Here is a 26,754-nt window from a genome sequence, read left to right on the forward strand (position 1 = left end):
ACACTTAAAGAGGAATATGTTTAACTAAAATTAAGCTAAAAATAAAAATTGGCATAACACCTGCAGTACATCTCTCAGACGTCAACAAATTGTTGGCACTATAACTTCAATAACCCTGAGAGATTAAGACAATGATTAACGGACTAGTTACTGCCATCGCTTTAGCGCTTTCTATTTCTTCAGTAAATGCTGAAACAATTTCTAAGGAAACGGTAGTCACCGCAGGCTTTCCTCATGTGAAAGTAAAGCCTATGGAAGTTACTGGTTTCCCACATGTTAAGTTCAAGCCTATGGAAGTCGTTGGGTTCCCGCATGTTAAGTTCAAGCCTGTGGAAGTCGCTGGATTCCCACATGTTAAGTTCAAGCCTATGGAAGTCGCTGGATTCCCGCATGTTAAGTTCAAGCCTATGGAAGTCGCTGGATTCCCGCATGTTAAGTTCAAGCCTATGGAAGTCGCTGGATTCCCGCATGTTAAGTTCAAGCCTATGGAAGTAGCTGGATTCCCGCATGTTAAATTCAAGCCTATGGAAGTCACTGGGTTCCCGCATGTTAAGTTCAAGCCTATGGAAGTCGCTGGGTTCCCACATGTTAAGTTCAAGCCTATGGAAGTCGCCGGGTTCCCGCATGTCAAGTTCAAACCTATGGAAGTAGCCGGCTTCCCTCATGTTAAGTTCAAGCCTGTAGAAGTCGCTGGGTTCCCACACGTCAAATTCATCAACGCAGCCGTTGCTTAAGTCTTAAGGAGAATGATTATGTTAGATTCATTGAAAAAAGCTCTAGGACTTACTCACAAACCAGAGCGCAAAAAAGTACAGCTTCCAGAAGGCCTGAATCACTTAGAGGTGATCCCAGCAAAAGGTTGGTGGAACTAATTGACTTCAAACGTCTTTCGAAAACCAGACACATAAAAAAGGAGCTCCAAGAGGCTCCTTTTTTGATCTGACTTATCTATCTGATTTTTTTATCTATTTCTTTACATGAACTGACTATTGTCCGAGATGTAGATATCTTGGCCCAACGCCCATGCCACGCTAAACGCGCAGAGAAGATGGCATCTACTGGCACTTCAAACTTGCTAATAAGTCACTCATATTCACCGCAGCTCTACATCTTGATAGCGCTACACCCTTATGGCTTTTATACCTTAATAGCTCTATACCTTAATAGACATGCTTTGCTTGCCCTGCGCCCGCTTCTGCGCGAATCGCTTGTGAGTGCTAAATAGCGGATAGGCGACCGGCCCTATGATGAGTCCTAGCATGGCCCAGCGTTTCACCCCTAGCCCAGCGCGAAATGCCATACTGCCCATCGCCACACTACTCACCATCAACACACCAAGAATGTAAATCACCACAGACACTACCTCACAACAACGGCGTCAATAAGGCTAAAAACAGCCAAAACGAGCCCAGCATGATAACCGAACCCACGCCTTGAATGAACAAAAAACAGGCAAAAATAATCCTGAGGCAAAAAAAATGCGGCATTATGTTGCCGCATTGTTAAATATGGAGCAGGCTATTCGTAGAACTTGCTGCCCGATTCGGCCATCTCGACTAGACGATCACATGGCGCGAAACGATCCCCGAATTGATCTTGATAACGTTTCAAGGTCTCGACCAAGTGCTTGGCACCCAAGGAGTCCATGTAACGGAAAGGCCCACCCAAGAATGGCGGGAATCCGATGCCAAATATTGCGCCGATATCACCGTCTCGTGGCGAGGCGATAATCCCCTCCTCCAGACAACGAACCGCTTCATTGAGCATCTGCACCACACATCGCTCGGCCAGCGTTCTTGGCTCGCTGTCGGCGCCAGGTGTTAACCCAAGCACACCATAGACGCTCTCATCCACCAACTTCTTCTTCGATTTAGCACCATATTGGTAGAAGCCCTTACCATTCTTACGGCCCTTACGGTCATCGGCCAAGAGCTTGTCAAAGGCGGCGGGTGCCTTGAAGCGTTCACCCAACTCCTTCTCCAGAATCGGCGAGATCTTGGCGCCCACATCTATGCCGACCTCATCGAGCAGCGTCATAGGACCTACCGGGAAACCAAACTTCACCAGCGCTTTATCCAGGTGATCTACGCTCTGCCCTTCCAGCAGCAGATTGGCTGCCTCGTTCATGTAGAGCGCCAGAATACGATTAACATAGAAACCAGCACCATCTTTCACCACGATAGGCGTCTTTCCCTGCTTGCGGGCAAAGGCAACTGTAGTGGCGATAGTCTGTGGTGAGGTCTTATCATGGGCAATCACCTCGACCAGAGGCATCTTCTCAACCGGCGAGAAGTAGTGCAGGCCAATCACATTCTCAGGACGCTCGGCAGCCTCGGCGATCTGCTTGATGGGCAGGGATGAGGTATTCGAGGCAAAAATCGTATGCTCGCCACATTCACGCTCGACATCCTTCACCATCTGATGCTTGAGGTCTAGATCTTCAAACACGGCTTCCACCACCATGTCCGCATCCTTGATCCCTTTATATTCGGTGGTGGTGGTCATCAGCGCCATCAGGTTATCGCGCACCGCAGGCGTCATGTGACGACGTTTCACCCCTTTGGCCAGCAACTTATAGGCATAGGCCAGTGCGTTGCTTAAACCTGTCTCGCTGATATCTTTCACCCGCACCGGGATCTTCGCCTTGGTGGTGGTCACAGAGGCGATACCGCCACCCATCAGGCCACCGCCCAGTACCATCACCTTGTTGACGGCCTTTGGCGATACATCACCGGCACCAGACTCTTTCTTCATCTCTGTGGTTGCAAAGAAGATGCTGCGCAGGGCCTCTGACTCACTGGAGACCACAAGATCGCCAAAGTGCTGCGCCTCAACCTCGAGGCCTTTCACTATGCCTTTGGTCACGCCCTGACGCACACAATCAATGATCTTCTCTGGCGCAGGATAGTTGCCCTGAGTCTTCTTATTGACCTGCTTAAGCGCCTGTTCGAAGATGATGTTACGACCAACAGGCGTACCCTCAAGCAGCTTCTCTACTGTCGACAGCTTTGGCTTCTTCGCCGGACGTGCGCCAGCCAGTGCCATCTCTATCGCCGTCTGCAGCAGAATCGATTCCGGCACCACATCGTCAACCAGCCCCATCTTCAATGCCTGCTTGGCGCGCAGCTGCTTGCCGGTGAGCATCATATCCAGCGACTTGGCAATACCCACTAAACGTGGCAGACGCTGAGTCCCGCCGCCACCTGGCAGCAGGCCGAGTTGCACCTCGGGCAGCCCCAACATGGTCTTGTTGCTGTCGGTACAGACACGCTGATGACAAGCCAGGGCCAGTTCTAATCCCCCACCGAGACAGGCGCCATTGATAGCGGCTACCACGGGAATCGAGAGCGACTCCAGCGCAAAAAACACCTCGTGACCCTGCTTAGACAGCTCTCTGGCATCTTCGGCGGTAGCGCAGGCATCCAGCATAGAGATATCGGCGCCCGCTACGAAGGAGTCCTTCTTACCCGAGATGATCACCACACCGCGAATCCCTGTATCGGCCTTGATCTCGGCCAACATCTCACAGATCTCCGGGCCAAACTCGGCTCTAAGGGTATTCATGGTCTCGCCAGGTACATCCATGGTCAGCACGGCGATGCCGTTGTCGAGACGATTTAATGTAAAACTCTTTTCCATGAGATCACTCCACTTCTACTATCATAGCTGCACCTAAACCACCCGCCGCACAGGCCGTTGCCAGGCCGGTACCGCCGCCGCGTCGTTTGAGCTCGCGACACACCTGAGTGATCAAACGCGTCCCGGTCGCCGCAAAGGGGTGACCATAGGCCAAGGAGCCGCCCAAGACATTGAACTTAGTCATGTCGATCTCGCCGATGGCGCGATCGCGGCCCAGCTTCTCTTTGGCAAACTTCTTCGAGGCAAACATCTGCATGTTGGCCAGGGTCTGCGCCGCAAAGGCTTCGTGCATCTCGATAAGAGTAAGATCCTCAAGCTCCATACCGGCGCGTTTCAGTGCCAGTGGCGTCGCATAGGAAGGCCCCATCAACATATCCTGCCACACGTCGATGGCGCTAAAGGCGTAACTCTTAATGTAACCAATCGGCTCATAGCCCAGGGCCTTAGCACGGCTCTCGCTCATCAGGAGTACCGCCGAGGCGCCATCGGTCAGCGGCGTACTGTTGGCCGCCGTCACAGAGCCATGTTTGCGGTCAAACGCCGGACGCAGCTTGGCGTAAGAGTCGAGCGAAGAGTTTTCGCGAATGTTGTTATCTCTGTCGATGAAGGATTTGTATGGCGGCACGTGCGCCACCATCACCTCATCACGCAGGTGGCCCGAATCCCAGGTTTCTGTCGCCAGGGTATGTGAGCGATGCGCCAGGGCATCTTGATCGGCGCGGCTAATGTTATAGGTCTTGGCCATCTGCTCGGCGGTCTGTCCCATGGAAAGGCCGGTTGAGTATTCCGCAACCGCAGGGGGCACAGGAAGCAGATCTTTCAGTCCAAGACGGCGGATGATGGCCCACTTTTGGCCAAAGCTGCGCGCCTTATTGAGATCCACCAGGGCGTGAGCCAGTTTCTTCGACACGCCGATTGGCAGTACAGATGATGAATCGGCGCCGCCGGCAATCCCTATCTCGATATTGCCCGTCATGATGGACTCGGCCACATTGACTGTCGACTGGAAACTGGTGGCGCAGGCACGTGTCACACTATAGGCGTCGGTGGACACATTCATGCCGGTGCCGAGCACTATCTCGCGGGCGATGTTGGGCGCCGCTGGCATCTGTACTACCTGACCATAAACGAGCTGTTCAATCTCTTTCGGGTCGAGTTCCGAGCGAGACAGGAGTTCGTTCACCACCATCTTGCCCATATCCAATGCCGACACCCCATGAAACGCGGTCGCCTGCTTAGCAAAGGGGGTTCTAAGCCCCATCACTATCGCGATGCGATCACCCTTCGCGTTCCTTACTTGCTGTAATTCACTCATCTTTTGCCCTCGTGACGCGTCTGATAGAAACGCTTCTACTAACGCCGTTATTATTCTTCCCTACCCCGTTGCCGGGTATCTCGCTACACTCTCGCAACAGGTCAGACCATCAAAGTGTGATCTGATTCTAACTTCTTATTTCAAGGTTTTAAACACCTGTTTGGTTTTTAAACGACAAATATCGAAAAAGATGTTGATTAACAATGTTTAATAAAAGCAAAATTAGCCATTAAAGCCAGTTTAAATCCCGGTTTAAGCATGCTAACTTATTTTGCTGATTGAAATTTGGCGCCGCCAAGCCCACAAGGTCATCCAACTCACCTGAGGCTGAGGTAAGGCGTTTATCACTGAATTTTTTACCCGATACGCTGTCTACAGCTCACACAATAGATAATACCGAGTAGCATCATGCCCTTAAGTCGATTTCATGCATTACGTGAATACCTGGATAAAGTGATCCTAGGTCAACCCACTCTTACCGAAAACTTATTGATCGCACTGATTGCCGATGGTCACTTACTGGTTGAGGGCCCACCAGGCCTGGCCAAGACGCGAGCGGTCAAGGCGCTGAGCGATGGCGTAGAGGGGGACTTTCACCGTATTCAGTTTACCCCGGACCTACTCCCGGCGGATCTCACCGGCACCGACATCTATCGCGCCCAGACGGCCACCTTCGAGTTTGAGGCAGGCCCTATCTTTCACAACCTGATCCTGGCCGATGAGATCAACCGAGCGCCGGCCAAGGTGCAATCGGCGCTATTGGAAGCCATGGCCGAAGGCCAGGTTACCGTGGGTAAACAGAGCTACAAGCTGCCAAAACTGTTTCTGGTGATGGCGACACAAAACCCGCTGGAAAACGAAGGCACCTATCCCCTGCCCGAGGCGCAGCTTGACCGCTTCCTGATGCACCTGAATCTTGACTACCCCAGCGCCGCCACCGAATTTGAGATCATGCGCCTGTCCCGCAGCGAAGCCCTCACCCAGGAGCTGCCAAAGGTTGAGCCTATCGCCCAGGAAGAGGTATTCGCCGCCCGTAAGGCCGCGCTGGATATCTATCTCGCCGAGCCGCTGGAGCAGTATATTGTCAACATCGTGATGGCCACCCGCCAGCCACAGCAATACAGCGATCAACTGGCTAACTGGCTGGAGTATGGCGTCAGCCCGCGTGCGACCATCTCCATCGAGCGCTGCGCCCGCGCCCGCGCCTGGCTGATGGAACGCGACTTTGTCTCGCCGGAAGATATTCAGGCCGTGGTGCCCAACGTACTGCGTCACCGCCTGCTACTCAGCTATCAGGCCCAGGCCGAAGGCGTGGGCAGCGATCAAGTAATAAACCATATTCTGAGTCAGGTAGCGGTGCCTTAATGGGACAGAATGCTTTACCCCTATTTGCCGATGGCGTCTCCCTCAATCAGAAAGAGCTGTTAGCCTGCCAAAATCTTGCCCGGGCCCTGCCCGAGCGCAAGAGCAAGGCGCGCGCGGCACTAGCCGGCCAAAGAGCCAGCAGCATCAAGGGACGGGGAATGGAGTTTGCCGAGGTGCGCCATTACCAAGCCGGCGATGATGTGCGTACCATAGACTGGCGAGTAACCGCCAGAACCGGCAAGGCCCATACCAAGCTGTTTGTCGAGGAGCGTGAGCGCCCGGTATTACTGCTACTGGATCTCAGCCACAGCCTCTATTTCGGCTCGAGTCTGATGCTACAATCGGTGCAGGCGGCGCATCTGGCAGCCACCCTGGGCTGGGCCGCCGTCGGTCACGGCGATCGCCTGGGCGCACTGATCGCCAGCGAGGCCGAGCACCTAGAGCTTAAACCCCGCAGTCGACAAACTGGCATGCTGGCGCTTATCTCTGCCATAGAGCAGGTCCACCAGCAGCAACTTCATCAGCTGAATCAGCCGGTGAAACAGCCCGAGCATATATTCAAGGCCTGTCAGCGCCTCAGGCGAATCGCCAAGCCTGGCTCGCTAATCTGGATCATCAGCGATGGTAGCCATTTCGGCCCCCAGTGTCTGGGGCCGCTGAGCGAGCTTAAGCGCCATTGCGATATCGGCGCCTTTCTGGTAACAGACCCCCTCAGGCAAGGCACCCTAAAGCTGCCGCCCCAGTTTCAATTTCCGGTGAGGGATGGTGATAAGGAGCTGATGTTAGACAGACGCAGCTATGATGCCTGGCTGGTTCAGCAACAAACACAGCAACAGGGATTTATCACCATGATGGATCAGATAGGCGCCCGGCCAAGACGCGTCGACGCGGCCCAGCCGTTAAACCAACAAATTGGAGCCCTGAGGTAGATGCAAGCGGCAAGTCAACCTGCGCTCGCCAATCTGCAGGATATCATTACCCCTGAGCCTATCGGCTTCTGGCCCCTCGCCTATGGTTATTACCTGCTGGCGCTGCTAGTGCTAATCCTGATAGCGGCCCTGTTTTTCTATGTCAAACGCAGAGGCAAGCTGCTGGCGGCAAAACGCGAGGCGCTTAATCTTCTCGCTAAGGTGACGCCAGAGGACCCTCAACTACCGCTGGCGGTCAACAGCCTGCTAAAACGCAGCGCCATGAGTTATCTGCCTCGCGAGCAGGTCGCCTCTCTACAGGGCGATGCCTGGTATGCCTGGCTAGAGGATCAGGTGCCGTCCATGGATCCTATGCTGCCAAGCCTGTTGGAGAAGCGTTTCCAAGCGAATAAGCTCTCATCAAGCGAGGCCACGCAACTCCTCGATGGCGCCAAAGCCTGGCTACAGCAGGCGCTGCCGCTCAAGGCTGGTAAGGAGGCGTCATGTTCACACTAGCCTGGCCCTGGCTACTCATTTTGCTGCCGCTGCCGCTGATTTTTTCTCTTCGCAAAGCAAGTGGCAGCAAACAAGCCACGCAGACGGGCGGCGGTCATCTACAGATGCCCGGCGTCGCTGAAGCGCCAACGACAAGATTCGATCACTCCCCTCGCCGCAGCCGCTGGCCCTATTGGCTCATCTGGACGGCGCTGGTATTCGCCGTTGCCCGCCCGCTATGGGTTGGCGATGCCATAGAACTGCCCAGCAAGGGACGCGACCTCATGCTGGCGGTGGATCTGTCGGGCAGTATGCAGATAGAAGATATGGTGCTAAATGGTAAGACGGTCGATCGTTTCGCCATGGTACAGCAGGTAATGAGCGAGTTTATCGAGCGCCGCAAGGGCGACAAGCTGGGGCTGATACTGTTTGCCGATCACGCCTATCTGCAGGCCCCGCTCACCCAGGACAGACGCTCGGTGGCCCAGTTTCTCACCGAGGCACAAATCGGCCTGGTGGGCAAACAGACCGCCATCGGCGAAGCTATCGCGCTGGCGGTCAAACGCTTCGACAAGGCCGAGCAGAGTAACCGCGTGCTTATCCTGCTCACCGATGGCTCAAATAACTCGGGTAGCATCACGCCGGAGCAGGCCGCCGATATCGCCGCCAAACGAGGCGTAACCATTTACACCATAGGGGTGGGCGCCGAAGTGATGGAGCGCCGCACCCTGTTTGGCAAGGAGCGCGTTAATCCGTCGATGGATCTCGACGAGACGCAGCTCACCCTGCTGGCCCAGAAGACCAAGGGGCGTTACTTCAGGGCGCGTAATTCAGATGAACTGGAACAGATCTATCAGGAGATAGACAAGCTTGAGCCTACCGATAGCGACCAACTCAGCTATCGACCACAGGCCGAGCTCTTCTACTATCCCTTGGCCATTGCCCTGCTTGTCAGTGTGCTCATGATGTTAAGCGGCTTTGTCGCCGTGCAGGCCATAGTTCAACGTTTACCACGGAGCGCCTCATGATCCATTTTCTCCGTCCCGAATGGCTGCTGGCCCTCATCCCCCTGGCGTTATTGCTCTGGCTGCGAAAGCGCCAGCGACATCAGGCCTCTAGCTGGAATCGCTATATCGCGCCGCACCTAGCTAAGGTGTTAGTGAGCGGTCAGGCAAGCAACAAGAAACAACACCTGGGCCTCATCGCCTTTATCTGGCTCGTTAGCGTCCTGGCGCTCTCTGGCCCGGCGCTGACAAAGCAGACGCTGCCGGTATTTGAAGCCAACCTTGGCCGGGTGATAGTGATGGATATGTCGCTCTCCATGTACGCGACCGATCTGGCACCTAACAGGCTGACTCAGGCCAAGTTTAAGGCAACGGATCTGATTAAGAGCCTCAAAGAGGGTGAGACCGGCCTTGTAGCCTACGCTGGAGATGCCTTTACCATCAGCCCAATGACCCGGGACAAATCAACTCTACTGAACCTGCTGCCGACCCTGTCGCCGGAGATCATGCCTGTGCTGGGCTCCAACCTGCCAGCGGCGCTAGAGCAGGCCAAGCAGCTGCTTGTCCAGGGCGGTCACCTTAAGGGCGAGATCATCTTGCTAGCCGATGGCGTCAACCCAGACCAAATCAGCAAGGTCAAATCGATACTGGACGATACTCAGTATCGTCTCTCCATCATCGCCATGGGCACAAACCAGGGCGCCGCCATCCGCTTACCGGATGGACAACTGATGCGTGACCAAAGCGATCAGGTGGTGGTCAGTCAAACGGACCTCGCTCAGCTTAATAGTTTAATTGGCAACAGCGGTGGCAAGTTATTTGCCTACCGCGCCGATGGCAAAGATCTTGAGGCCCTGACCCAGAGCTTAAGTCAGGAGAGCGATGCCAAGACCTCAGATCTCCAGGGAGAAGCCTGGCAAGATCTCGGCCCTTATCTGGCCCTGCTCCTGCTGCTGCCGGCGCTGCTGAGTTTCAGACACGCCTTCGCCGCGCTTGCCTGTTTAGCTATTCTCGCCCCAAGCCCAGAGGCCCAGGCCGCCAGTTGGCAACATCCCTTCTCCACAGACGATCAGCTGGCGATGCAGGCCTATCAGGCGCAAGACTATCAAGGTGCGGCCGAGCAGTTTACCTCGCCTCAGTGGAAGGCCGCATCCCTGTACAAGAATGGTGATTATCAAGAGGCGCTCGAGCTTTTCGAGCAGGATGACTCGGCGGGAGGCCTGTTTAATCAGGGCAACAGCCTGATGCAACTCAATGACCTCGATAAGGCCATCGAGCGTTATCAGCAGGCGCTCAAGAAAGACCCTCAGCTTACTCAGGCCGAGCAAAATCTTGAGTTGGCCGAGCAGCTAAAGCAGCAACAGCAAGCTAGCCAAGATCAAGGCCAATCGGATCAAAAACAGTCCGAGCAGAATCAATCTGAGCAAGACCAGTCGAATCAGGACTCAAATAAGCAAGATAAGTCCCAACAAGACGGCGCCGGGCAAAATCAAGGTCAGCAACAAGGCCAAGGCGATCAGCAATCGGGCCAGGGCTCGAGAGGCCAGCAGTCTCAAGGCCAGAATGGTCAACAAGAAAATGGGCAAGGCACTGACCAACAAAGCACTGGCCAGCAAGGCGCTAGCCAAGAAAGTCCTGAGCAAGAAACTCCCGAGCAACAAGCCTCTGCCGAGCAGGATGCCAGCCAGGATGGTCAGTCGCAAGACCAGCAGACAGGCGCCGCTAATGACGCTCAGATGAGCGCCGATCCGGCCAAGGACGCCAAAAACCAAATGGATGGCAACGCAAATCAATCTGACGCTGGCCAGCAGATGGGAAAAGGCCAACAGGCGCAAGACGAACAAGAGAGCGCTCAAGCCCAGGCTCAGGCCCAGGCCGCGAATATGACGCAGGGCAAACCCGGCGAGGGCGATGAGCAAGGCGAGCCGGTCGCGGCCGCAACCAACGCCATTGCGCCAGAAGATCTGCCCCCCGAGATGCAGCGCGCCCTTACCGGGGTGATAGACGACCCTCAGGTCTTGCTGCGTAACAAGATGCAGCTGGAATATCAAAAACGCCGCCGTCAGGGGGCGACCATAAAGGACAATCAACAGTGGTAATACGACGCTTTTTGACCTTAGCCTGTTTGGCGCTCTGCCTATCGGCGCCGGCCTATGCCTTAACCAAGGTAGAAACATCGGTAGACAGAAACCCCGCCATCCAGGGGGAATATCTGGTGCTCAGCATCAAAGCCGATGACGATGTAGACAACGCCAGCCTGGATACCAGCGGCCTGTTAAAAGACTTTATCGTCGGGCGTACCAGTGTCAGTCGCAGCACCCAGATCATGAACTTCGACGCCAGCAAAGAGACCCGCTGGCAGATCCTGCTGGCGCCCAAGAAGACCGGCACTGTGATCATCCCCGCCATGACCATAGACAACATAAGTTCAGATCCCATAGAGCTAAAGGTGGCCGCCCCCGGCAGCCAACCCGAGCAGATGAAGAATCTGTTCATCCGCAGTAGCGTCTCAACCGAGACCGCCTATGTGGGTCAGCTGATCACCTATAAGGTCAAGCTCTACCTGGGCGTCGAGCTGCAACGGGGCGTACTCAGCGCGCCCAACGTCGAAGGGGCGCAGCTTAAGCAACTGGGGGACGATGTCGATGGAACAGAGATCATCGACGGTCGCCGCTACCGGGTGATCGAACGCACCTATAGCCTGATCGCCGACGAACCCGGCACGCTGTCGCTCTCCGGCGCCAGCTTCTCCGGCGATGTCTTAGTGGAATCTTCCCGTCGCGGCGGCATGTTCTCCTTCAACGAGAGCCGTCCCATGCAGGCCAAGGCCGCCCCGAGTGAGATAGAGGTGTTGCCGATCCCCGCAGGCTATCAGGGCGACTGGCTGGTCAGCGATCTCGTGGTCTTAAAAGAGGACTGGAAAAAAGATGCCCAGTATCAGGTAGGCGTGCCCATCACGCGCAACATCAGCCTGCTTGCCTCCAACGCCGACGACACCAGCCTGCCCAGCATCAGCCTGAGTCTACCTGACTCCTTTAAGGTCTATCCGGAAAAACCCCAGCGCAAGACCTATGTGCGCGATAAGCAGGTGGTCGCCCAGCTCAACCAGACCACGGCGATAGTCCCGACACAGCCCGGCAGCTATACCCTACCCGAGATCCGTATTCCCTGGTGGAACAGCCGTACCCAGAAGCAGGAGTTCGCCACCCTGCCCGCGCGCAACATCAGCGTCGCGCCGGCTAGCGCCAACCAGGAGAGTCCGCAGCTCACCGCGGTAACACCACAAGCCGATTCGAGCGGCCTCTGGCCGGCCATCAGCGCGCTGTTTGCCCTGCTCTGGTTGGCGACTAGCCTGCTCTGGTACCGTCACTACCAAGCTAATCGTTATCGCGCCGCGCCAAGCGGTGCAGATGAAGGTGCTACGAGTCACGCGCCCAAAGCCACGGATGCGTTACGTCAATTTGAAACCGCCTGCCGGGATGGTAAGACGGGTGACGCCCTGGTCGCCCTGCAGCGTCACATGAGCCAGCAGGCCGGCGTGCCAATGACTCTGACCGATATCGCGGCCGTAAGCTGCGATCTCGACCAAGCGATTCAAGCCATTCAGCGTCAGGGATACAGCCCAGACGGCCAAGGGCTAGAGGTTGAAAAAGTGATCACTGCGGTGAAAAATGCCCCAAAAGCTGCGCCCCACAGCACACAATCTGCTTTAAGGCCCCTAAATCCGCTCTAACAACTTGCCTCAGGCGCGCCAATGGCGTTAACGTAGTCGAAACAATTGACGCGCCTCCCCTCCTTTCTATGCTGCGAGTAAAAAATGTTTAGCGTGATACGAAATAAAAAACCGAAAAAGTCGGTCAATAGAGACATGCTGAATAAACAACGACGATACGATAGCCTTGTCAGGGCACTTCATGGCGATCTGTTCCGCTACGCCTTCTGGTTGTGCGGGGATAAACATATCGCCGAAGATATCACCCAAGAAACCTTCTTACGCGCCTGGCGCTCCTTGGAATCACTCAAAGATGACAAGGCCGCCAAGGCTTGGCTGATCACCATATTACGACGTGAAAACGCCCGCCGGTTCGAGCGTAAGCAGTTTGACTACTCGGATGTGGAGCAGGCCGATATCGCCGACCATATCTCTTCCTCCAGCGAGGAGAACATGGAGCAGCATATGCTGAGGCGCCAGATTGCCAAGCTCGAAGCCGAATACCGCGAGCCCTTGATCCTGCAGGTGATCGGCGGCTTCAGCGGCGAAGAGATCGCCGATATCTTAGATCTGAATCGTAATACTGTAATGACTCGCTTATTTCGCGCCAGAAATCAGCTAAAAGAGATACTCGATGACACGCAAACCAGGGGGCGCTCTAATGGATGAGCTCAAATTCCGCCGCGAGGCCTATGAAAATCCAAACCGTCAAGACGACGAGTTTCTTGCGTCGATGCACGAGTCGAGTGAGCGAACTGCCTTTGTCAACGATCTCAAGCTATTAGACAAGAAACTCGAGGCCGCCCTTAAGATAGAGGTGCCTGAGGATCTCGAGGCTAAGCTGCTGCTCAACCAACAGCTGCATCAGCATCAGGTAGATCGCCGCAAGACAGGCTTTACCCTGGCCCTGGTGGCCTCTATCGCCTTCATTGCCGGCATCAGCTTTACCCTGCTGCGTCTCGCCCCGGTGGATCTGGGACAGCACGCCCTGGCCCATGTCTATCATGAAGAGATGGCGATGAAGAGTGAAGAGAACATCAGCGTCGATGAGGTTAATACTCAGCTGGCCTCGCTGACCAGCCTGAAGCATGCCCACTTTACCGAGCAGCCCGGTCGCGTACTCTACAGCACCTACTGTGACTTCCAGGGAGTGAAGAGTATCCATCTGGTGATGCAGGGCAAGCAGGGGAAGGTCACCCTGTTTATCGTGCCGCTGGAGGATCGTATGGTGCTCGAAGAGGCCTTTGCCGACAACCGTTATCAGGGAATGGGCTTCAAGTCTGACAACGCCTACGTCCTCTTGGTCGGCGAGCATGCCACAGATCTGGATTTTGTCAGAGACGAAGTGAAAGAGTCTTTCATCTAGGGCTCCTACCGTTAGACCAGAGTCCAAAGCACATTCCAGTTAATCAGGTAAGCTAATACAGGGAGTCGACCTCAGGTTGGCTCCCGTTAACTTTCACACTGTGATTTAACCCCACGGCCACTAACATATACGAGCCGCAACCTACCAATATGACCAACAAAGCCACAACATTTCCGCATAACTTGGCAATTAATCGACCGATAAAGCCTAGATCTTGATCACATTTCACAGCAGATTTGGGCTAGCGCTCAAACATCTGCTAGCATACAGGCTCATTTAAAACAGACATGTCATCGCACTTTGACGCTGGGCTCAGATCCCGGCTAACAAAAGGCATTGGCATGAGAACAATATGGCGAAAGCATGAATATTGAATTACCGATATTAGTCACTTTTTTCGGCTACCTCATCCTTATGATGGGCATTGGCCTTTGGGCATATAAAGCAACCGACTCTGTCGACGATTATATTTTGGGTGGCCGCTCCATGGGACCGGCCGTCACCGCACTCAGCGTGGGCGCCTCGGACATGTCCGGCTGGCTGCTGCTGGGACTCCCCGGCGCCGTCTATCTCGGCGGCTTGGGCGAAGCCTGGATCGGCATAGGCCTGGTGTTTGGCGCCTGGCTAAACTGGCTGTTCGTGGCCAAACGCCTGCGGATCTACACCCAGTTTACCGACAATGCCCTCACCCTGCCGGACTTCTTCGAGAAACGCTTCGAAGACAAGCAGTCCGTGCTTAAGCTGGTCTCGGCGATCACCATTCTGGTTTTCTTCACCTTCTATACCTCGTCAGGCATGGTGGGCGGCGCCATACTGTTCGAGAAGGTGTTTGGCCTGGACTACAACCTGGCCCTGCTTATCGGCTCTGGCATCATAGTGGCCTACACCTTCGTCGGCGGCTTCTTCGCCGTGAGCTGGACCGATTTCTTCCAGGGCTGTCTGATGCTGATCGCCCTGCTGATCGTGCCGGTCACCATCTTCAGCCAGCCTGAGACCCAGAACGGCATCCACAGCCTGGATCCTGCCATGCTATCACTGCTGAGCGACAACACCACTATGATAGGCCTGGCATCTCTGCTTGCCTGGGGCCTTGGTTATTTCGGTCAGCCCCATATCCTGTCGCGCTTCATGGCCATCGGCAGCGCCGACGACCTTAAGGTCTCGCGTCGTATCGCCATGAGCTGGATGATAGTGGCGCTGATGGGCGCGCTGGCAACAGGTCTTGCCGGCACCCTCTACTTTGCCGATCAGCCTATCGACAACCCAGAGACCATCTTTATCCACCTGGCCCACGCCGCCTTTAACCCGTGGATCGGCGGCCTCCTGGTGGCGGCGATCCTCTCGGCCATCATGAGCACCATAGACTCACAGCTGCTGGTCTGCTCTAGTGTGATCACCGAAGACTTCTACAAGAAGTGGCTCAGACCCGATGCCAGCAGCAAGGAGCTGATGATGATTGGCCGTATCGGCGTGCTGACCATAGCCGTCATCTCTGGCGTCATCGCCCTGAACCCTGAGAGCAGTGTGCTGAGCCTGGTGAGCTATGCCTGGGCAGGTTTCGGCGCGGCGTTTGGCCCTGTGGTGATCCTGTCTCTCTTCTGGCGTGGCTATAGCCGCAATGGCGCGGTAGCCACTATCGTCGTTGGCGCTATCACAGTGGTACTTTGGAAGCAGAGTACAGGCGGCATCTTCGACCTGTACGAGATCCTACCTGGCTTCCTCTTCGCCACCCTGGCCGGTGTCTTAGTCAGCCTGGTCTCGGCGCCAGCAGAAAGCACCCGCGAACAATTTGAGCAATTTAGCCAGAAACTCTGAGGCAAGGCTCCCACTTCGCTGATGTAAAAATGAGCGGAAGATCAAAAAAGCGTACAAGTGTACGCTTTTTTTATACCGCATAAATTTTACTTACAATTTGCCATTTCACAACCCGTTAACCTTTAGCAAAACCTTAATCAAACCCAGAAGCTACGTGGCATAGCGCCATCAAGCACCTCTTCAAACAACAGCTAACTTTCCTGCATAAAACTGGCCATCCATTTAACACAAAATCAACAAAAAGTCGCATCTGGTCGGAGTTGTTGAGGTAACACCTCATCCCTACTATGCACGGGAATTATAAAATGGACCTGGCCGCCATGACTCAGGCACAAGCATGAGCGCAGTATGCAGCCGGGCCGACAATAACGAGAACAAACTATGAAGCGTTTCAACAAGACAATACTCGCAGTAGCCGTCACACTCGCTAGCTCACAGGCGATGGCCGCCGGTTTCCAACTCAACAGCCAGTCAGCCACTGGTGTCGGCCGTGCATTTGCCGGTGATGCCGTCATCGCTGACAACGCCTCAGTGCTGTCTCGCAACCCAGCGGCCATGGCCCTGTTTGACGAGAAGCAACTTTCTATGGGCCTGACCTACGCCGATGTCGAAGTCAGCGTGAAAGATGTTTACATCGACTCGCTAGTGGGCCCGATCCACTATGGTCATGTGGACGATGCCGCAGAAGCCAAGATCATCCCTAACTTCTACTATGTCAGCCCGGTAAACGACAAGTTTGCCTATGGCGTTGCCATGTTCAGCAACTTCGGCACAGGCACAGACACTACCCCTATGTCACAGCAGCTGGTTAACGGCCTGCCTGCCCCGCTGGATCTTTTGGGTAAGACAGAAGTGACCACGCTCAACTTTAACCTGAGCGCCTCTTACCGCTTTAACGACCACTTCAGCGTCGGCGCCGGCGTCGATGTGATCTATGGCCAAGGCACCCTGACCCGCGGCGGTTTGGTACCGACTCAAGCCGGTGCAGTACAGCAAGATCTTGTGGATGTTGACGCCGACGGCGTAGCATTCGGCGGCATCATAGGCGCAGTGTATGAGATCAATGCCGATCACCGATTCGGTATGAGCTACCGTTTCAGCCCAGATTTCAAGGCAACAGGCGACATCAACATGTATAACCCAGTTGCCGGTGCCAACGTGTCCTTCGATGAGATCAACATCCCTATGCCGGATATCTTCCAGGTGGCGGGTTTCCATCAGCTGACCGAGAAGTTTGCTCTGCACTACACGGCGCAGCTGACCACTTGGGGCGATTTCAAAGAGATCACTGTGACCGACGGCACCATAGGCGGCGTGCCTGTCGCACCTGAGGCTAGCCTCAAGACCTACGCCTGGGATGACTCTTGGCTGTTCAGCGTCGGCGGCACCTACACCCTCAATCAGGACTGGACAGTGCGCGCCGGTTACATGTTTGACCAAGGCGTCGTTGGCGAAGTCAGCTCTATCTCCATCCCTGACTCTGACCGTCAGTGGTTCACCGCTGGTGCCACCTATAACCTGGGCAAACACGCTAGCCTGGACTTCGGTGTCGCCTTCATCCGCGGTGAAGATGTAGACCTTATCGAGCACAGCGCCATCACAGGCGGCCTGCCTATCGGTCCTGATACTGGCATGGTTCACGCGACCACACGCTCGAACGCCACTTACTACTCTATGCAGTACAACTACAAGTTCTAACTTGTACGAGTGTCCCCAAAAAGCCGCAGCCTACTGCGGCTTTTTTGTAGTTATCGGAAAACTTTTCTACAGTTAATACAAAGCTCCCGTGACGACAGATGGACAATGGCAAAAGTAATTGGTTTAGGTGGCATATTTTTCAAGAGTGACGATCCCCAGCGGCTCGCACTGTGGTACAAAACCTACCTGCAGGTGCCGGTAGAAAACTGGGGCGGCGCGGCCTTCTACCTCAACAACCTGATGCCTATGGCGGCCACCGGCTACAGCGTCTGGACGCCAATGGGGAGAGACACAGATTATCTTCACCCCTCAAGCAAAGAGTTTATGTTTAACCTGATCGTCGACGATCTCAACGAGGCCCTGTCTCAGGTGGCCGAAGGCGGCGCCGAGCTTTTGGCCGAAACCGAGGACTCAGAATTTGGCCGATTCGGCTGGTTTATCGACCCCGACGGCAACAAGGTCGAGCTCTGGCAACCCAGCACCCAAACCTAAGCGCTGTTTCCCCTGGAAAACCAAACGAAACAAGCATATGCTGGCTTTACCCCATAGCAACTCGGACGCTTATCCATGCAAAAATCAGTGGCAAGTATTCTCTTAGGCGGCTTCATCTGCGCCGGTCTCTATCTGTTAGGCACTAGCCTTGGCGACAGCATCATCAAGATGCGCGCCATGGAAAGAACCGTCACGGTCAAGGGCCTCGCCGAAGTCGAGGTAAAGGCCGATACCGCCATCTGGCCCATCCGCTTCACCCAGGTCGACAATGATCTCAATACCCTCTATCAGGAGGTGCAGAGTAAGACGGATAAGGTGATCGCCTTCCTGATTAAACAAGGTTTTACGCAAGATGAGATCTCAAGCTCCCTGCCCTCCATCGAAGACAGACAGGCCCAGGGTTATGTAGACCCTAACGTCAAGTATCGCTACGCGGCCCAGGTCACAGTATCCCTCTACACCAAGCGGGTGGATCTGCTGCTGGGCACCCAGCGCAACCTTATCGAGCTTACTAAGGAAGGGATTGCCATTTCCAACCAGGATTACAACGGCCGCACCGAGTTTCTCTTCACCGGCCTGAATGAGCTCAAGCCGCAGATGGTGCAGACGGCGACGGAAAATGCCCGCCAAACCGCCGAGAAGTTTGCCAAAGACTCCGCCTCCCAACTTGGCAAGATAAAGCAGGCGTCTCAGGGGCAATTTACCATCAGCAACCGTGACAGCAACACGCCGAGTATCAAGAAAGTCAGGGTGGTTTCGACCCTGACCTATTACTTAAACGATTAGTTTTAAAGGGGCAAAGGATTTTCGTCCCTTCAATCGTATTTTTCTAATAAAAGATTGCACAAGCTTAAAAAGTCCATTAGAATTTTCTTATGAAGTTTTAAGAGGTGATCTTCCATGCAAGTACAACACACACTTTCCATCGGCATTTTGCTGTCACTCGTCAGCCTGGTATCTGGCGCCAGCGAACTGCCCACCATGACGGTGGCCAAACACTCTCAGCCCCAGTGGATCACCTTAGATGCACAGCTTGAGGCGGTAAAGTCGGCGACGGTATCGGCGCAAACCTCGGGCCGCATCATCAAGATCAACTATGACGTCAACGATATCGTGCCCCAGGGCGCATCGCTGCTGGAGATCACCAGCAAGGCCCAGGGCGCCGAGCTGGCGGCCGCCGAGGCCGACTTTGCCCGCGCCCAGGCCCAAAACGAAGAGGCGCAGAAGCAGCGTAAGCGTTATGAGCAGCTGTTCCCCCAAGGCGCCATCTCCCAAGGCGATATGGATCAGGCCATCGCTAACGCCCGCGCCTCGGCCCAGGCGGTCAGCGCGGCCAGAGCCCGTATCATTCAGGCCAACGAGTCTCTGCAGTACACCACGGTCAGCGCCCCCTTTGCCGGCGTGGTCACCAAGCGCCATGTGGAAGTGGGCGAAACTGTGTCTCCCGGCCAGGCGCTGCTGAGCGGCTTTGCCACCGAGCATATGCGCGCCGTCACCCATGTGCCCCTGCGTTACATAGATGCGCTGCGTGCCAATCCCAAGATGAAGCTAGTACTGACCAACGGCAAGGAGCTCGAATCGGACGCCCTGACCATCTTCTCTTTCGCCGATGCCAAGAGCCACAGCTATAAGACACGTATTGACCTGCCGCCTCAGGAGCCCAACCTGATGCCGGGCATGTGGGTCAAGGCCAGCTTCAACGCCGGCGATCGCAATACGCTGACCATCCCCGAGTCTGCGGTGATCTACAACAACGAACTGAGCGCGGTCTATCTGATGCAGAACAATCAGTTCATGCTTAATCAGGTACGCCTGGGCAACAAGCAGGGCGATAGCTTCGAGGTGCTGTCGGGCCTGAGTGATGGCGACACCATCGCCATCGACGCCTATCAAGTGCTGCTGAAGTTGAAACAATAGATCTGGTGATCGAATAGGAGCCGTATAGATATGAATCAGCAAGATCGACACCAAGATAATCCGCACAGCCCAAAACGTCTGGGATTTTCCGGGCGCCTGGCGGCCATGTTCCAGCTGAGCGCCATCACCCCCTTGCTGGCCCTGCTCGGCCTGCTGCTGGGTCTGTTCGCCGTCATGGTGACCCCAAAAGAGGAAGAGCCGCAGATAGATGTCACCTTTGCCGACATCTACATCCCCTTCCCCGGCGCCACGCCGAGCGAGGTCGAGCATCTGGTGACCCAGCCCATGGAGGAGGTGATCTCGCAGATCAAGGGAATAGACACCCTCTACTCCTTCTCACAACCAGACGGCGCACTGATCATCGCCATCTTCGAGGTGGGGATCCCACGTAACGAGGCGATCGTCAAGCTCTACAATCAGGTCTATTCCAACAAGGACAAGGTTGCCAGCCAGGCAGGCGTGGGCGAGCCACAGATCAAGCCCCGCGGCATCGACGATGTGCCCATCGTCAGCCTGACCCTATGGTCAAAAGACAAGGCGCAATCTGCCGAGCAGCTGACCCATATCGCCAAGGGACTGGAGAGCGAGCTAAAACGCATTCCGGGCACCCGCGAGATCTACAGCGTCGGTAGTCATGAGATCAGCCTCAACGTGCGGATCGATCCCGCCAAGATGAGCTTCTATGGCCTCACCTACGACGATATCAACCGTAGCCTGTCGAGCAATAACCATGTCTCCATGCCGGTATCTCTGGTGCAGGATAATCAGGAGATCAAGGTACAGACTGGGCAGTTTTTAAAATCTAAACAAGAGGTTGAGCAGCTGGTTGTCGCCGTGTATCAGGACGAGTCAGGCCAGAGCGCTCCCGTGTACCTGGGCGATATCGCCAAGATTAGCCTCAACAGTGACATCCCGACCCAGCACGCCTGGCACGGCGATAAGTCGGCCATCTATCCTGCGGTCACCATCGCCATCGGCAAGCAGCCCGGCGAGAACGCCGTGGATATCGCCAATGTGATCCTCGAGCGCCTGGATAAGATAGACAACATACTGGTGCCCGACGATGTCAACATCACGGTCTCGCGCAACTATGGTAAGACGGCGGGCGACAAGGCCAACACCCTGATCCTCAAGCTGGTGTTTGCCACCTCGGCCGTGGTGATCTTGGTCTTCCTCACCATGGGGCTACGTGAGTCTGTGGTGGTGGGCATCGCCATCATCATCACCCTGGCGATCACCCTGTTTGCCTCCTGGGCCTGGGGCTTTACCCTTAACCGTATATCATTGTTCGCCTTGATCTTCTCTATCGGCATACTGGTAGATGACGCCATCGTGGTGGTGGAGAACATCCACAGGCATATGGCGCTGGGCAAACGCTCCTTCGTGGAGCTGATCCCCGTCGCCGTCGATGAGGTGGGCGGCCCCACCATATTGGCGACCTTTACCGTGATCGCCGCGCTGATGCCGATGGCCTTCGTATCCGGCCTCATGGGCCCCTACATGAGCCCTATCCCCATCAACGCCAGCATGGGGATGCTGATCTCCCTGGCCATCGCCTTCATCGTCACCCCCTGGCTGGCCACTAAGCTGCTCAAGGGTCATCAACACCAAGGTGGTGATGGTGAACATGACGTGGACGATCGCATGCTGAGGCTGTTTACTAGGCTGATCTCCCCCTTCGTCAGAGGCAAACAGGCCGGTAAGGCGAGGATTGGACTGGGCGCCGCCATCGCCCTGCTGATCATGATCGCCGTCTCGCTGCCCGTGGGTCAGTTAGTGGTACTCAAGATGCTGCCCTTCGATAACAAGTCGGAGTTTCAGGTGATGCTGGATATGCCTGAAGGCACGCCGGTTGAACAGACCCAGCGCGTACTCAAAGCCCTGGCCATGGAGCTGGATAAGGTCGAAGAGGTGGACAACTACCAGCTCTACGCCGGTACCGCCGCGCCGATGAACTTTAATGGTCTGGTGCGTCACTACTTCCTCAGACAGAGTCAGGAGCTGGGCGACATTCAGGTCAATCTGGTCGATAAAGGCGATCGCGACAGAGACAGCCACAGCATAGCTTCCGAGGTGCGCCGCGCGCTGCAGGCCACCGCCAAGCAATACAATGCCAACGTCAAGGTGGTCGAAGTGCCCCCTGGCCCACCCGTGTGGTCGCCCATCCTAGCCGAGGTCTATGGCCCTAACGCAGAGATGCGCGAGACAGCAGCCAATGCTCTGCAGCAGCTGTTCCACGATACCCAGGATGTGGTGGATATCGACATCTACCTGCCCGCCGCGCAGCAGAAATGGCAGGTCAATATAGACCGCGCCAAGGCTAGCTTGATGGGCGTGCCCTACAGCAATATCGTCGATCTGGTGGCCACCTCGGTGGGCGGCAAGGCGGTGAGCTACCTGCACAAGCCGAATCAAAAGTCGCCTGTACCTATCAAGCTTCAGCTGGAAGAAGGTGCCAAGGTAGATCTCGAGCAGGTGCTTAACCTCAGGCTCACCAATGCCTCGGGTAACTCTGTGCCCGTCTCTGAGCTGATCACCATACACAAGCGAGCCATAGACGCGCCTATCATACGCAAGAACATGATCCCAATGATCATGGTGGTCGCCGACATGGCCGGCCCGCTGGACAGCCCGCTCTATGGCATGTTCGAGATCGCCGGCAGCATCAATCAAGAGGGTGGTCTGGGCTTCGATCAACACTATGTCAACCAACCCTCAGGGCTGGACAGCATAGCCGTGCTCTGGGACGGCGAGTGGAAGATCACCTATGAGACCTTCAGAGACATGGGTATCGCCTATGGCGTGGGCATGATCGCCATCTACCTCCTGGTGGTGGGTCAGTTCCGCTCCTACAGCGTGCCGCTGATCATCATGGCGCCTATTCCGCTCACCATCATAGGGGTGATGCCGGGCCATGCCCTACTGGGGGCACAATTTACCGCCACCTCTATGATAGGCATGATCGCCCTGGCGGGCATTATCGTGCGTAACTCCATCCTCTTGGTGGACTTTATTAATCAGGAAACCGCCGCGGGTGTGCCCTTCGAGCAGGCGGTGATCCATTCTGGCGCCGTCAGGGCCAAGCCCATCATGTTGACGGGACTGGCTGCCATGATAGGTGCCCTGTTCATCTTAGATGATCCGATCTTCAACGGCCTAGCCATCAGCCTGATCTTCGGCATCTTGGTATCAACCCTGTTAACCCTGGTGGTGATCCCCGTGCTCTATTACGCCGTGATGCGTCACCGCCCCGAATATTTTGCCGCGGTTAATCCGCAATCTTAAGGAGATACAGTATGTCTGTCGAACGTAGTATTTTCGCCTTTGCAGGCTTTATGGTCATGTTGTCTTTACTGCTCACGACCTTTGTCCACCCTAATTTTATCTGGCTAACGGCTTTTGTAGGCGCTAATCTATTTCAAAGCGCCTTTACCGGCTTCTGTCCGGCCGCCATGTTAATGAAGAAGATGGGGATCAAGACGGAAGCGGAATTGGCCCGCATGAAATAACTCACAGATCACAAGGAGCCAACGTGAGACAAGCCAATAAGATGCTACCCAAATCAATCATCAGCCTGATGGCGCTGCTATTTGTCGCCATCATGGGCGTATCGGCGCCAAGCTATGGCGAAGAGAAAAACCCTAAGGTTGCCTGGGAGCATATACAGCAAGGGGCCATGGTCGTTGATGTCAGAACCCCGGAGGAGTTTGCCGAGGGACATCTAGAGAACGCGATTAATATTCCCTTTGAAAACATTGCCGAAGAGTTTACCAAGCGCGGCATCGCCAAAGATCAGTCTGTGGTGCTCTATTGTCGCAGTGGCCGCCGCAGCGGCATCGCTCAGGAGAGTCTGGTAAAACTAGGCTACAGCAACACCTATAATGGTGGCGGCTATCAGAGCCTGGCTAAGCACTAAGAGAAGATGAGCTTAACGCTCAGACATCCCTAAACCGACTAAGGCACCCCTGGGTGCCTTTTTCATTAGCTGCCTTTTTCATTAGCTGCCTTTTTCTTTAGCTGCCTTTTTCATTAGCAGCCTTTTTATTCCCAGTATTATTTACTAGTAGGCGTGTTCACAAGCGGACTGCTTCATTAGCTGCCATCTTCACACTGCGCCTTTTTACACTTAAAGCATGCCTCCCCCTTTAGAAGGCTAGGGATCTCGCGACATTAGGACGCTGCCCAATTGTAACAATTGAAACAGCATATAACTATTCGCTATATGTTATTACACTTGTGGAATAACGATTATCCCATAATTACAATAAGTTATAAATTAAGGTCAATTTTACGTCGCAGGCAATCAGGCAACACACCAAGCATATAAACAGGCTAAAAATTCGAATAAATACTCAAAAACACACTATCCCATCGGCGAAACAATCGTATTCACTGAATATTTTCTGCATAAAAATGCTTTGCACAAATCGCTTCTTTTACCCAAACACAGACTTAACAGCTTGTTTACAAATGTTTCATCAGCAGATAAATTCACTGTCGAGTAACGCATATGATGGCAGTCATGCTGCTATGCACTCCAATAATAATTATTAATTCTAACTTTTAAAATGGAAGACAATATGACAGTTAAAAAGACAACTGCGGTCGCTATGTCTTTGTCTGCGCTTGCCCTGGCAATTGCAGCAAACGTCAATGCGGCGCCTGCGAAAGGACTCCACCTTCAGGCAGATAATGCTCGTATCAATCAAGCATCTCCCCTGCCTAAGCGCTATATCGTCAAGTTTAAGAATGCCCAGGCCGCCGCACAGGCCGATGCCAACAGCCTAAACGACTATCAACCAAGAGCCAACGAAGTCTTCTCTCAGCACAGAGCACTGAACAGCGTTAAGGCTAAGCAGATGAAGCGCATCGGTCGCTCAAACGCTTACTCGGCGCAGCTGGATAACAATGGCGTTAAGGCCCTGAAATTGCGCGCCGACGTTGATTATGTTGAAGAAGATATGCCACGCCACCTGCTGAGTGAAACCACACCTTGGGGTCAAACCTTTGTGGGTGCCACCAGCCTGAGCGACAGCATGGCCGGTAACCGCACCATCTGTATCATCGACTCGGGTTACGATCGTAGCCACAGCGAGCTAAGCGGCAACAATGTCACAGGTACCAACAACTCAGGTACGGGTAACTGGTATGAGCCAGGCGCCCACAACGCTCACGGTACTCACGTAGCGGGCACCATAGCCGCGATCGCCAACAACGATGGTGTGGTCGGTGTGATGCCAAACCAGAACGCCAACATCCACGTAGTGAAAGTATTTAACTCAGATGGTTGGGGCTACTCATCATCATTGGTTTCGGCGGTTGACACTTGTGTGGCCAACGGCGCGAACGTAGTAACCATGTCTCTGGGTGGCTCTCAGTCAACCACCACAGAGAAAAACGCCCTAGCCGCTCACGCCAACAACGGCGTGCTGCTGATCGCAGCGGCCGGTAACGACGGTAACAACACCCACAGCTACCCAGCATCATACGATGCGGTTATGTCTGTAGCTGCGGTTGATAACAACAAAGATCACGCGGCCTTCTCTCAGTACACCAACCAGGTGGAGATTTCAGGTCCAGGTGAAGCGATCCTGTCAACCGTTACTCGCGGTGAAGGTCGTCTGGCTAACATCACAGCCGGTGGTCAGTCATACTTCGACAATGGCGTAGTGCCTCACAACCGCTATGTGAAAGACAGCAGCGGCAACTATGTTGGCACGCCTATCACAGGTTCTGTCACTGCCGAGCTGGCCGAGTGTAGCGTATCGGGCGGTGTCTTTAACTGTGGCGACATGACTGGCAAAGTCTGTCTGGTTGAGCGTGTTGGCAACCAAGGCGCAAGCTACCCAGAGTTCGATGCGGTCAAGGCATGTAATAACGCCGGCGCCCAAGCAGCTATCGTGTTCAGTAACACTGCGCTGCCAGGTCTGCAAAACCCCTTCCTGGTTGACACCAACAACGAAGCCCCAATGGTTTCTGTGTCTGTCGATCGCGCCACAGGTCAGGCACTACGTGCTCACCTAGGCACTAACGTTACAGTAGCCAACACTAGTGGTGAAGATTACGAGTACTACAATGGTACCTCTATGGCGACACCACACGTATCGGGTGTTGCAACCCTGGTGTGGAGCTACCACCCAGAGTGTAGCGCCGCTCAGGTGCGTGCTGCGCTAACTGCAACGGCTGAAGATCTCGATGTTGCCGGTCGCGACGACAAGACTGGTTACGGTCTGGTTAACGCGGTTGCCGCCAAAGAGTACCTAGATGCCTCTTGTAACGGCCCAACCGATCCAGGTACAGGCACCGGTGGTAACGTACTGGAAAATGGCGTGGCTAAGACCAACCTGACTGGCGTGAAAGGCGACGAGCTACACTTCTCTATCGACGTACCAGCCGGTGCCAGCGATCTGAACTTCGCCATGAGCGGTGGTACAGGCGACGCTGACCTTTACGTTCAGTATGGCGCGGCACCTACGCTGAGCAGCTACGACTGTCGTCCATGGAAAGGCGGCAACAGCGAGTCTTGCCCAGTGAGCACACCACAGGCGGGTACCTACTATGTGATGGTTCAAGGTTATAGCGACTTTAGCGGTGTTAGCCTGACAGCCAGCTACACAGAGCAGAGCACTGGCGGTAACACAGGCGGCCCAGCCACCTATACCAACAACACCAGCTATGCGATCCCTGACAACAACACTGCGGGTATCAGCAGCCCAATCGATGTGGCTCGCAGCGGCGACTCTGGCACGGTAACGGTAACGGTTAACATTACCCACACCTACATCGGCGATCTGCAGGTTGAACTGCACAGCCCAAGCGGTCAAGTAGCCGTGCTACATGACAACAGCGGCGGCAGTGCCGACAACATCATCAAGAGCTACACAGTCGACATGTCTGGCGTTGAATCTGCCGGCACCTGGACACTGAAGGCAGTTGATAGCGCCCGTCGCGACACAGGCACTATCGATGCGTGGCAGCTAAGCTTCCAATAATTGCATCATCTAGATAGGGGACCTCAGGGTCCCCTT

General features: G+C 54.8%; 21 protein-coding genes. 18 read left to right on the forward strand and 3 right to left on the reverse strand.

Annotated elements, in window-relative coordinates; all coding sequences use genetic code 11:
* The first annotated feature begins 131 nt into the window (after positions 1–131).
* On the forward strand, positions 132–734 hold the full coding sequence (locus tag K0I63_RS12560; protein WP_220081259.1) for a hypothetical protein: 603 nt from the start codon (positions 132–134) through the stop codon (positions 732–734).
* 419 nt (positions 735–1,153) lie between these two features.
* Here the strand turns inward: K0I63_RS12560 and K0I63_RS12565 are convergent, their stop codons facing one another.
* The 3 genes from K0I63_RS12565 to fadI all read right to left on the reverse strand — a co-directional run bounded on the left by K0I63_RS12565 (position 1,154) and on the right by fadI (position 4,954).
* Positions 1,154–1,354, reverse strand: coding sequence for a hypothetical protein (locus K0I63_RS12565; protein ID WP_350354946.1), 201 nt, complete (start codon positions 1,352–1,354; stop codon positions 1,154–1,156).
* Positions 1,355–1,518: 164 nt separating this feature from the next.
* The gene (fadJ, locus tag K0I63_RS12570; RefSeq protein ID WP_220081261.1) at positions 1,519–3,639 is read right to left on the reverse strand and encodes a fatty acid oxidation complex subunit alpha FadJ; all 2,121 of its coding nucleotides are present in this window, start codon (positions 3,637–3,639) and stop codon (positions 1,519–1,521) included.
* A 4-nt stretch (positions 3,640–3,643) separates the two neighbouring features.
* Entirely contained in the window at positions 3,644–4,954 is a 1,311-nt protein-coding gene (gene fadI, locus K0I63_RS12575; protein WP_011866223.1) for an acetyl-CoA C-acyltransferase FadI, read from the reverse strand.
* A gap of 408 nt (positions 4,955–5,362) precedes the next feature.
* Here fadI and K0I63_RS12580 point away from each other — a divergent pair, with 408 nt between their 5' ends.
* From K0I63_RS12580 to K0I63_RS12660, 17 genes are all read left to right on the forward strand, one after another.
* Positions 5,363–6,319: an AAA family ATPase gene (locus K0I63_RS12580; RefSeq protein WP_220081262.1), complete on the forward strand. Its 957-nt coding sequence runs from the start codon at positions 5,363–5,365 to the stop codon at positions 6,317–6,319.
* Complete coding sequence (locus K0I63_RS12585; RefSeq protein ID WP_220081263.1) at positions 6,319–7,248, forward strand: DUF58 domain-containing protein; 930 nt, start codon at positions 6,319–6,321, stop codon at positions 7,246–7,248. Before K0I63_RS12580 ends, K0I63_RS12585 begins: the two co-directional genes overlap by 1 nt.
* Positions 7,249–7,743 carry a DUF4381 domain-containing protein gene (locus K0I63_RS12590; protein WP_220081264.1) on the forward strand — a complete coding sequence of 165 codons (495 nt, stop codon included), beginning with the start codon at positions 7,249–7,251 and terminating at the stop codon, positions 7,741–7,743.
* Positions 7,731–8,750, forward strand: coding sequence for a vWA domain-containing protein (locus tag K0I63_RS12595; RefSeq protein ID WP_220081265.1), 1,020 nt, complete (start codon positions 7,731–7,733; stop codon positions 8,748–8,750). The genes K0I63_RS12590 and K0I63_RS12595 overlap by 13 nt, the downstream gene beginning before the upstream one ends.
* The gene (locus K0I63_RS12600) at positions 8,747–10,825 is read left to right on the forward strand and encodes a VWA domain-containing protein (RefSeq protein WP_220081266.1); all 2,079 of its coding nucleotides are present in this window, start codon (positions 8,747–8,749) and stop codon (positions 10,823–10,825) included. Before K0I63_RS12595 ends, K0I63_RS12600 begins: the two co-directional genes overlap by 4 nt.
* A complete protein-coding gene (locus K0I63_RS12605) occupies positions 10,819–12,459 on the forward strand; it encodes a BatD family protein (RefSeq protein ID WP_220081267.1) in 1,641 nt (546 codons plus the stop codon). The genes K0I63_RS12600 and K0I63_RS12605 overlap by 7 nt, the downstream gene beginning before the upstream one ends.
* A gap of 84 nt (positions 12,460–12,543) precedes the next feature.
* Entirely contained in the window at positions 12,544–13,107 is a 564-nt protein-coding gene (locus K0I63_RS12610) for a sigma-70 family RNA polymerase sigma factor (protein ID WP_144200587.1), read from the forward strand.
* Positions 13,100–13,804 (forward strand): DUF3379 domain-containing protein, encoded by a 705-nt coding sequence (locus tag K0I63_RS12615; protein ID WP_011866231.1) that lies wholly within the window; start codon positions 13,100–13,102, stop codon positions 13,802–13,804. Before K0I63_RS12610 ends, K0I63_RS12615 begins: the two co-directional genes overlap by 8 nt.
* Before the next feature lie 363 nt (positions 13,805–14,167).
* A complete protein-coding gene (gene putP, locus K0I63_RS12620; protein WP_220081268.1) occupies positions 14,168–15,619 on the forward strand; it encodes a sodium/proline symporter PutP in 1,452 nt (483 codons plus the stop codon).
* 381 nt (positions 15,620–16,000) lie between these two features.
* Positions 16,001–17,317: an OmpP1/FadL family transporter gene (locus K0I63_RS12625; protein ID WP_220078623.1), complete on the forward strand. Its 1,317-nt coding sequence runs from the start codon at positions 16,001–16,003 to the stop codon at positions 17,315–17,317.
* A 105-nt stretch (positions 17,318–17,422) separates the two neighbouring features.
* Positions 17,423–17,809 carry a VOC family protein gene (locus K0I63_RS12630; RefSeq protein ID WP_220071787.1) on the forward strand — a complete coding sequence of 129 codons (387 nt, stop codon included), beginning with the start codon at positions 17,423–17,425 and terminating at the stop codon, positions 17,807–17,809.
* Positions 17,810–17,884: 75 nt separating this feature from the next.
* Positions 17,885–18,595 (forward strand): SIMPL domain-containing protein, encoded by a 711-nt coding sequence (locus K0I63_RS12635; protein ID WP_220081269.1) that lies wholly within the window; start codon positions 17,885–17,887, stop codon positions 18,593–18,595.
* A 114-nt stretch (positions 18,596–18,709) separates the two neighbouring features.
* Positions 18,710–19,726, forward strand: coding sequence for an efflux RND transporter periplasmic adaptor subunit (locus K0I63_RS12640; RefSeq protein WP_220042810.1), 1,017 nt, complete (start codon positions 18,710–18,712; stop codon positions 19,724–19,726).
* 30 nt (positions 19,727–19,756) lie between these two features.
* Positions 19,757–23,011: an efflux RND transporter permease subunit gene (locus tag K0I63_RS12645; protein ID WP_220081270.1), complete on the forward strand. Its 3,255-nt coding sequence runs from the start codon at positions 19,757–19,759 to the stop codon at positions 23,009–23,011.
* Positions 23,012–23,022: 11 nt separating this feature from the next.
* Entirely contained in the window at positions 23,023–23,235 is a 213-nt protein-coding gene (locus K0I63_RS12650; RefSeq protein WP_011866238.1) for a YgaP family membrane protein, read from the forward strand.
* Positions 23,236–23,327: 92 nt separating this feature from the next.
* Positions 23,328–23,642 carry a rhodanese-like domain-containing protein gene (locus tag K0I63_RS12655; RefSeq protein WP_398351624.1) on the forward strand — a complete coding sequence of 105 codons (315 nt, stop codon included), beginning with the start codon at positions 23,328–23,330 and terminating at the stop codon, positions 23,640–23,642.
* Positions 23,643–24,306: 664 nt separating this feature from the next.
* A complete protein-coding gene (locus K0I63_RS12660) occupies positions 24,307–26,718 on the forward strand; it encodes a S8 family serine peptidase (RefSeq protein ID WP_220081271.1) in 2,412 nt (803 codons plus the stop codon).
* Positions 26,719–26,754 lie beyond the last annotated feature (36 nt).

This window comes from Shewanella rhizosphaerae (assembly GCF_019457655.1).
In the GTDB taxonomy this organism is placed as follows: domain Bacteria; phylum Pseudomonadota; class Gammaproteobacteria; order Enterobacterales; family Shewanellaceae; genus Shewanella; species Shewanella loihica.

Coding starts and splice junctions, on each gene's coding strand:
- K0I63_RS12580 (WP_220081262.1), top strand. CDS start 5,363: ATGCCCTTAAGTCGATTTCATGCATTACGTGAATACCTGGATAAAGTG.
- fadI (WP_011866223.1), bottom strand. CDS start 4,954: ATGAGTGAATTACAGCAAGTAAGGAACGCGAAGGGTGATCGCATCGCG.
- K0I63_RS12650 (WP_011866238.1), top strand. CDS start 23,023: ATGTCTGTCGAACGTAGTATTTTCGCCTTTGCAGGCTTTATGGTCATG.
- K0I63_RS12625 (WP_220078623.1), top strand. CDS start 16,001: ATGAAGCGTTTCAACAAGACAATACTCGCAGTAGCCGTCACACTCGCT.
- K0I63_RS12615 (WP_011866231.1), top strand. CDS start 13,100: ATGGATGAGCTCAAATTCCGCCGCGAGGCCTATGAAAATCCAAACCGT.
- K0I63_RS12590 (WP_220081264.1), top strand. CDS start 7,249: ATGCAAGCGGCAAGTCAACCTGCGCTCGCCAATCTGCAGGATATCATT.
- K0I63_RS12600 (WP_220081266.1), top strand. CDS start 8,747: ATGATCCATTTTCTCCGTCCCGAATGGCTGCTGGCCCTCATCCCCCTG.
- K0I63_RS12585 (WP_220081263.1), top strand. CDS start 6,319: ATGGGACAGAATGCTTTACCCCTATTTGCCGATGGCGTCTCCCTCAAT.
- K0I63_RS12595 (WP_220081265.1), top strand. CDS start 7,731: ATGTTCACACTAGCCTGGCCCTGGCTACTCATTTTGCTGCCGCTGCCG.
- K0I63_RS12630 (WP_220071787.1), top strand. CDS start 17,423: ATGGCAAAAGTAATTGGTTTAGGTGGCATATTTTTCAAGAGTGACGAT.
- K0I63_RS12660 (WP_220081271.1), top strand. CDS start 24,307: ATGACAGTTAAAAAGACAACTGCGGTCGCTATGTCTTTGTCTGCGCTT.
- K0I63_RS12560 (WP_220081259.1), top strand. CDS start 132: ATGATTAACGGACTAGTTACTGCCATCGCTTTAGCGCTTTCTATTTCT.
- K0I63_RS12610 (WP_144200587.1), top strand. CDS start 12,544: ATGTTTAGCGTGATACGAAATAAAAAACCGAAAAAGTCGGTCAATAGA.
- K0I63_RS12645 (WP_220081270.1), top strand. CDS start 19,757: ATGAATCAGCAAGATCGACACCAAGATAATCCGCACAGCCCAAAACGT.
- K0I63_RS12635 (WP_220081269.1), top strand. CDS start 17,885: ATGCAAAAATCAGTGGCAAGTATTCTCTTAGGCGGCTTCATCTGCGCC.
- putP (WP_220081268.1), top strand. CDS start 14,168: ATGAATATTGAATTACCGATATTAGTCACTTTTTTCGGCTACCTCATC.
- K0I63_RS12655 (WP_398351624.1), top strand. CDS start 23,328: ATGGGCGTATCGGCGCCAAGCTATGGCGAAGAGAAAAACCCTAAGGTT.
- K0I63_RS12640 (WP_220042810.1), top strand. CDS start 18,710: ATGCAAGTACAACACACACTTTCCATCGGCATTTTGCTGTCACTCGTC.
- fadJ (WP_220081261.1), bottom strand. CDS start 3,639: ATGGAAAAGAGTTTTACATTAAATCGTCTCGACAACGGCATCGCCGTG.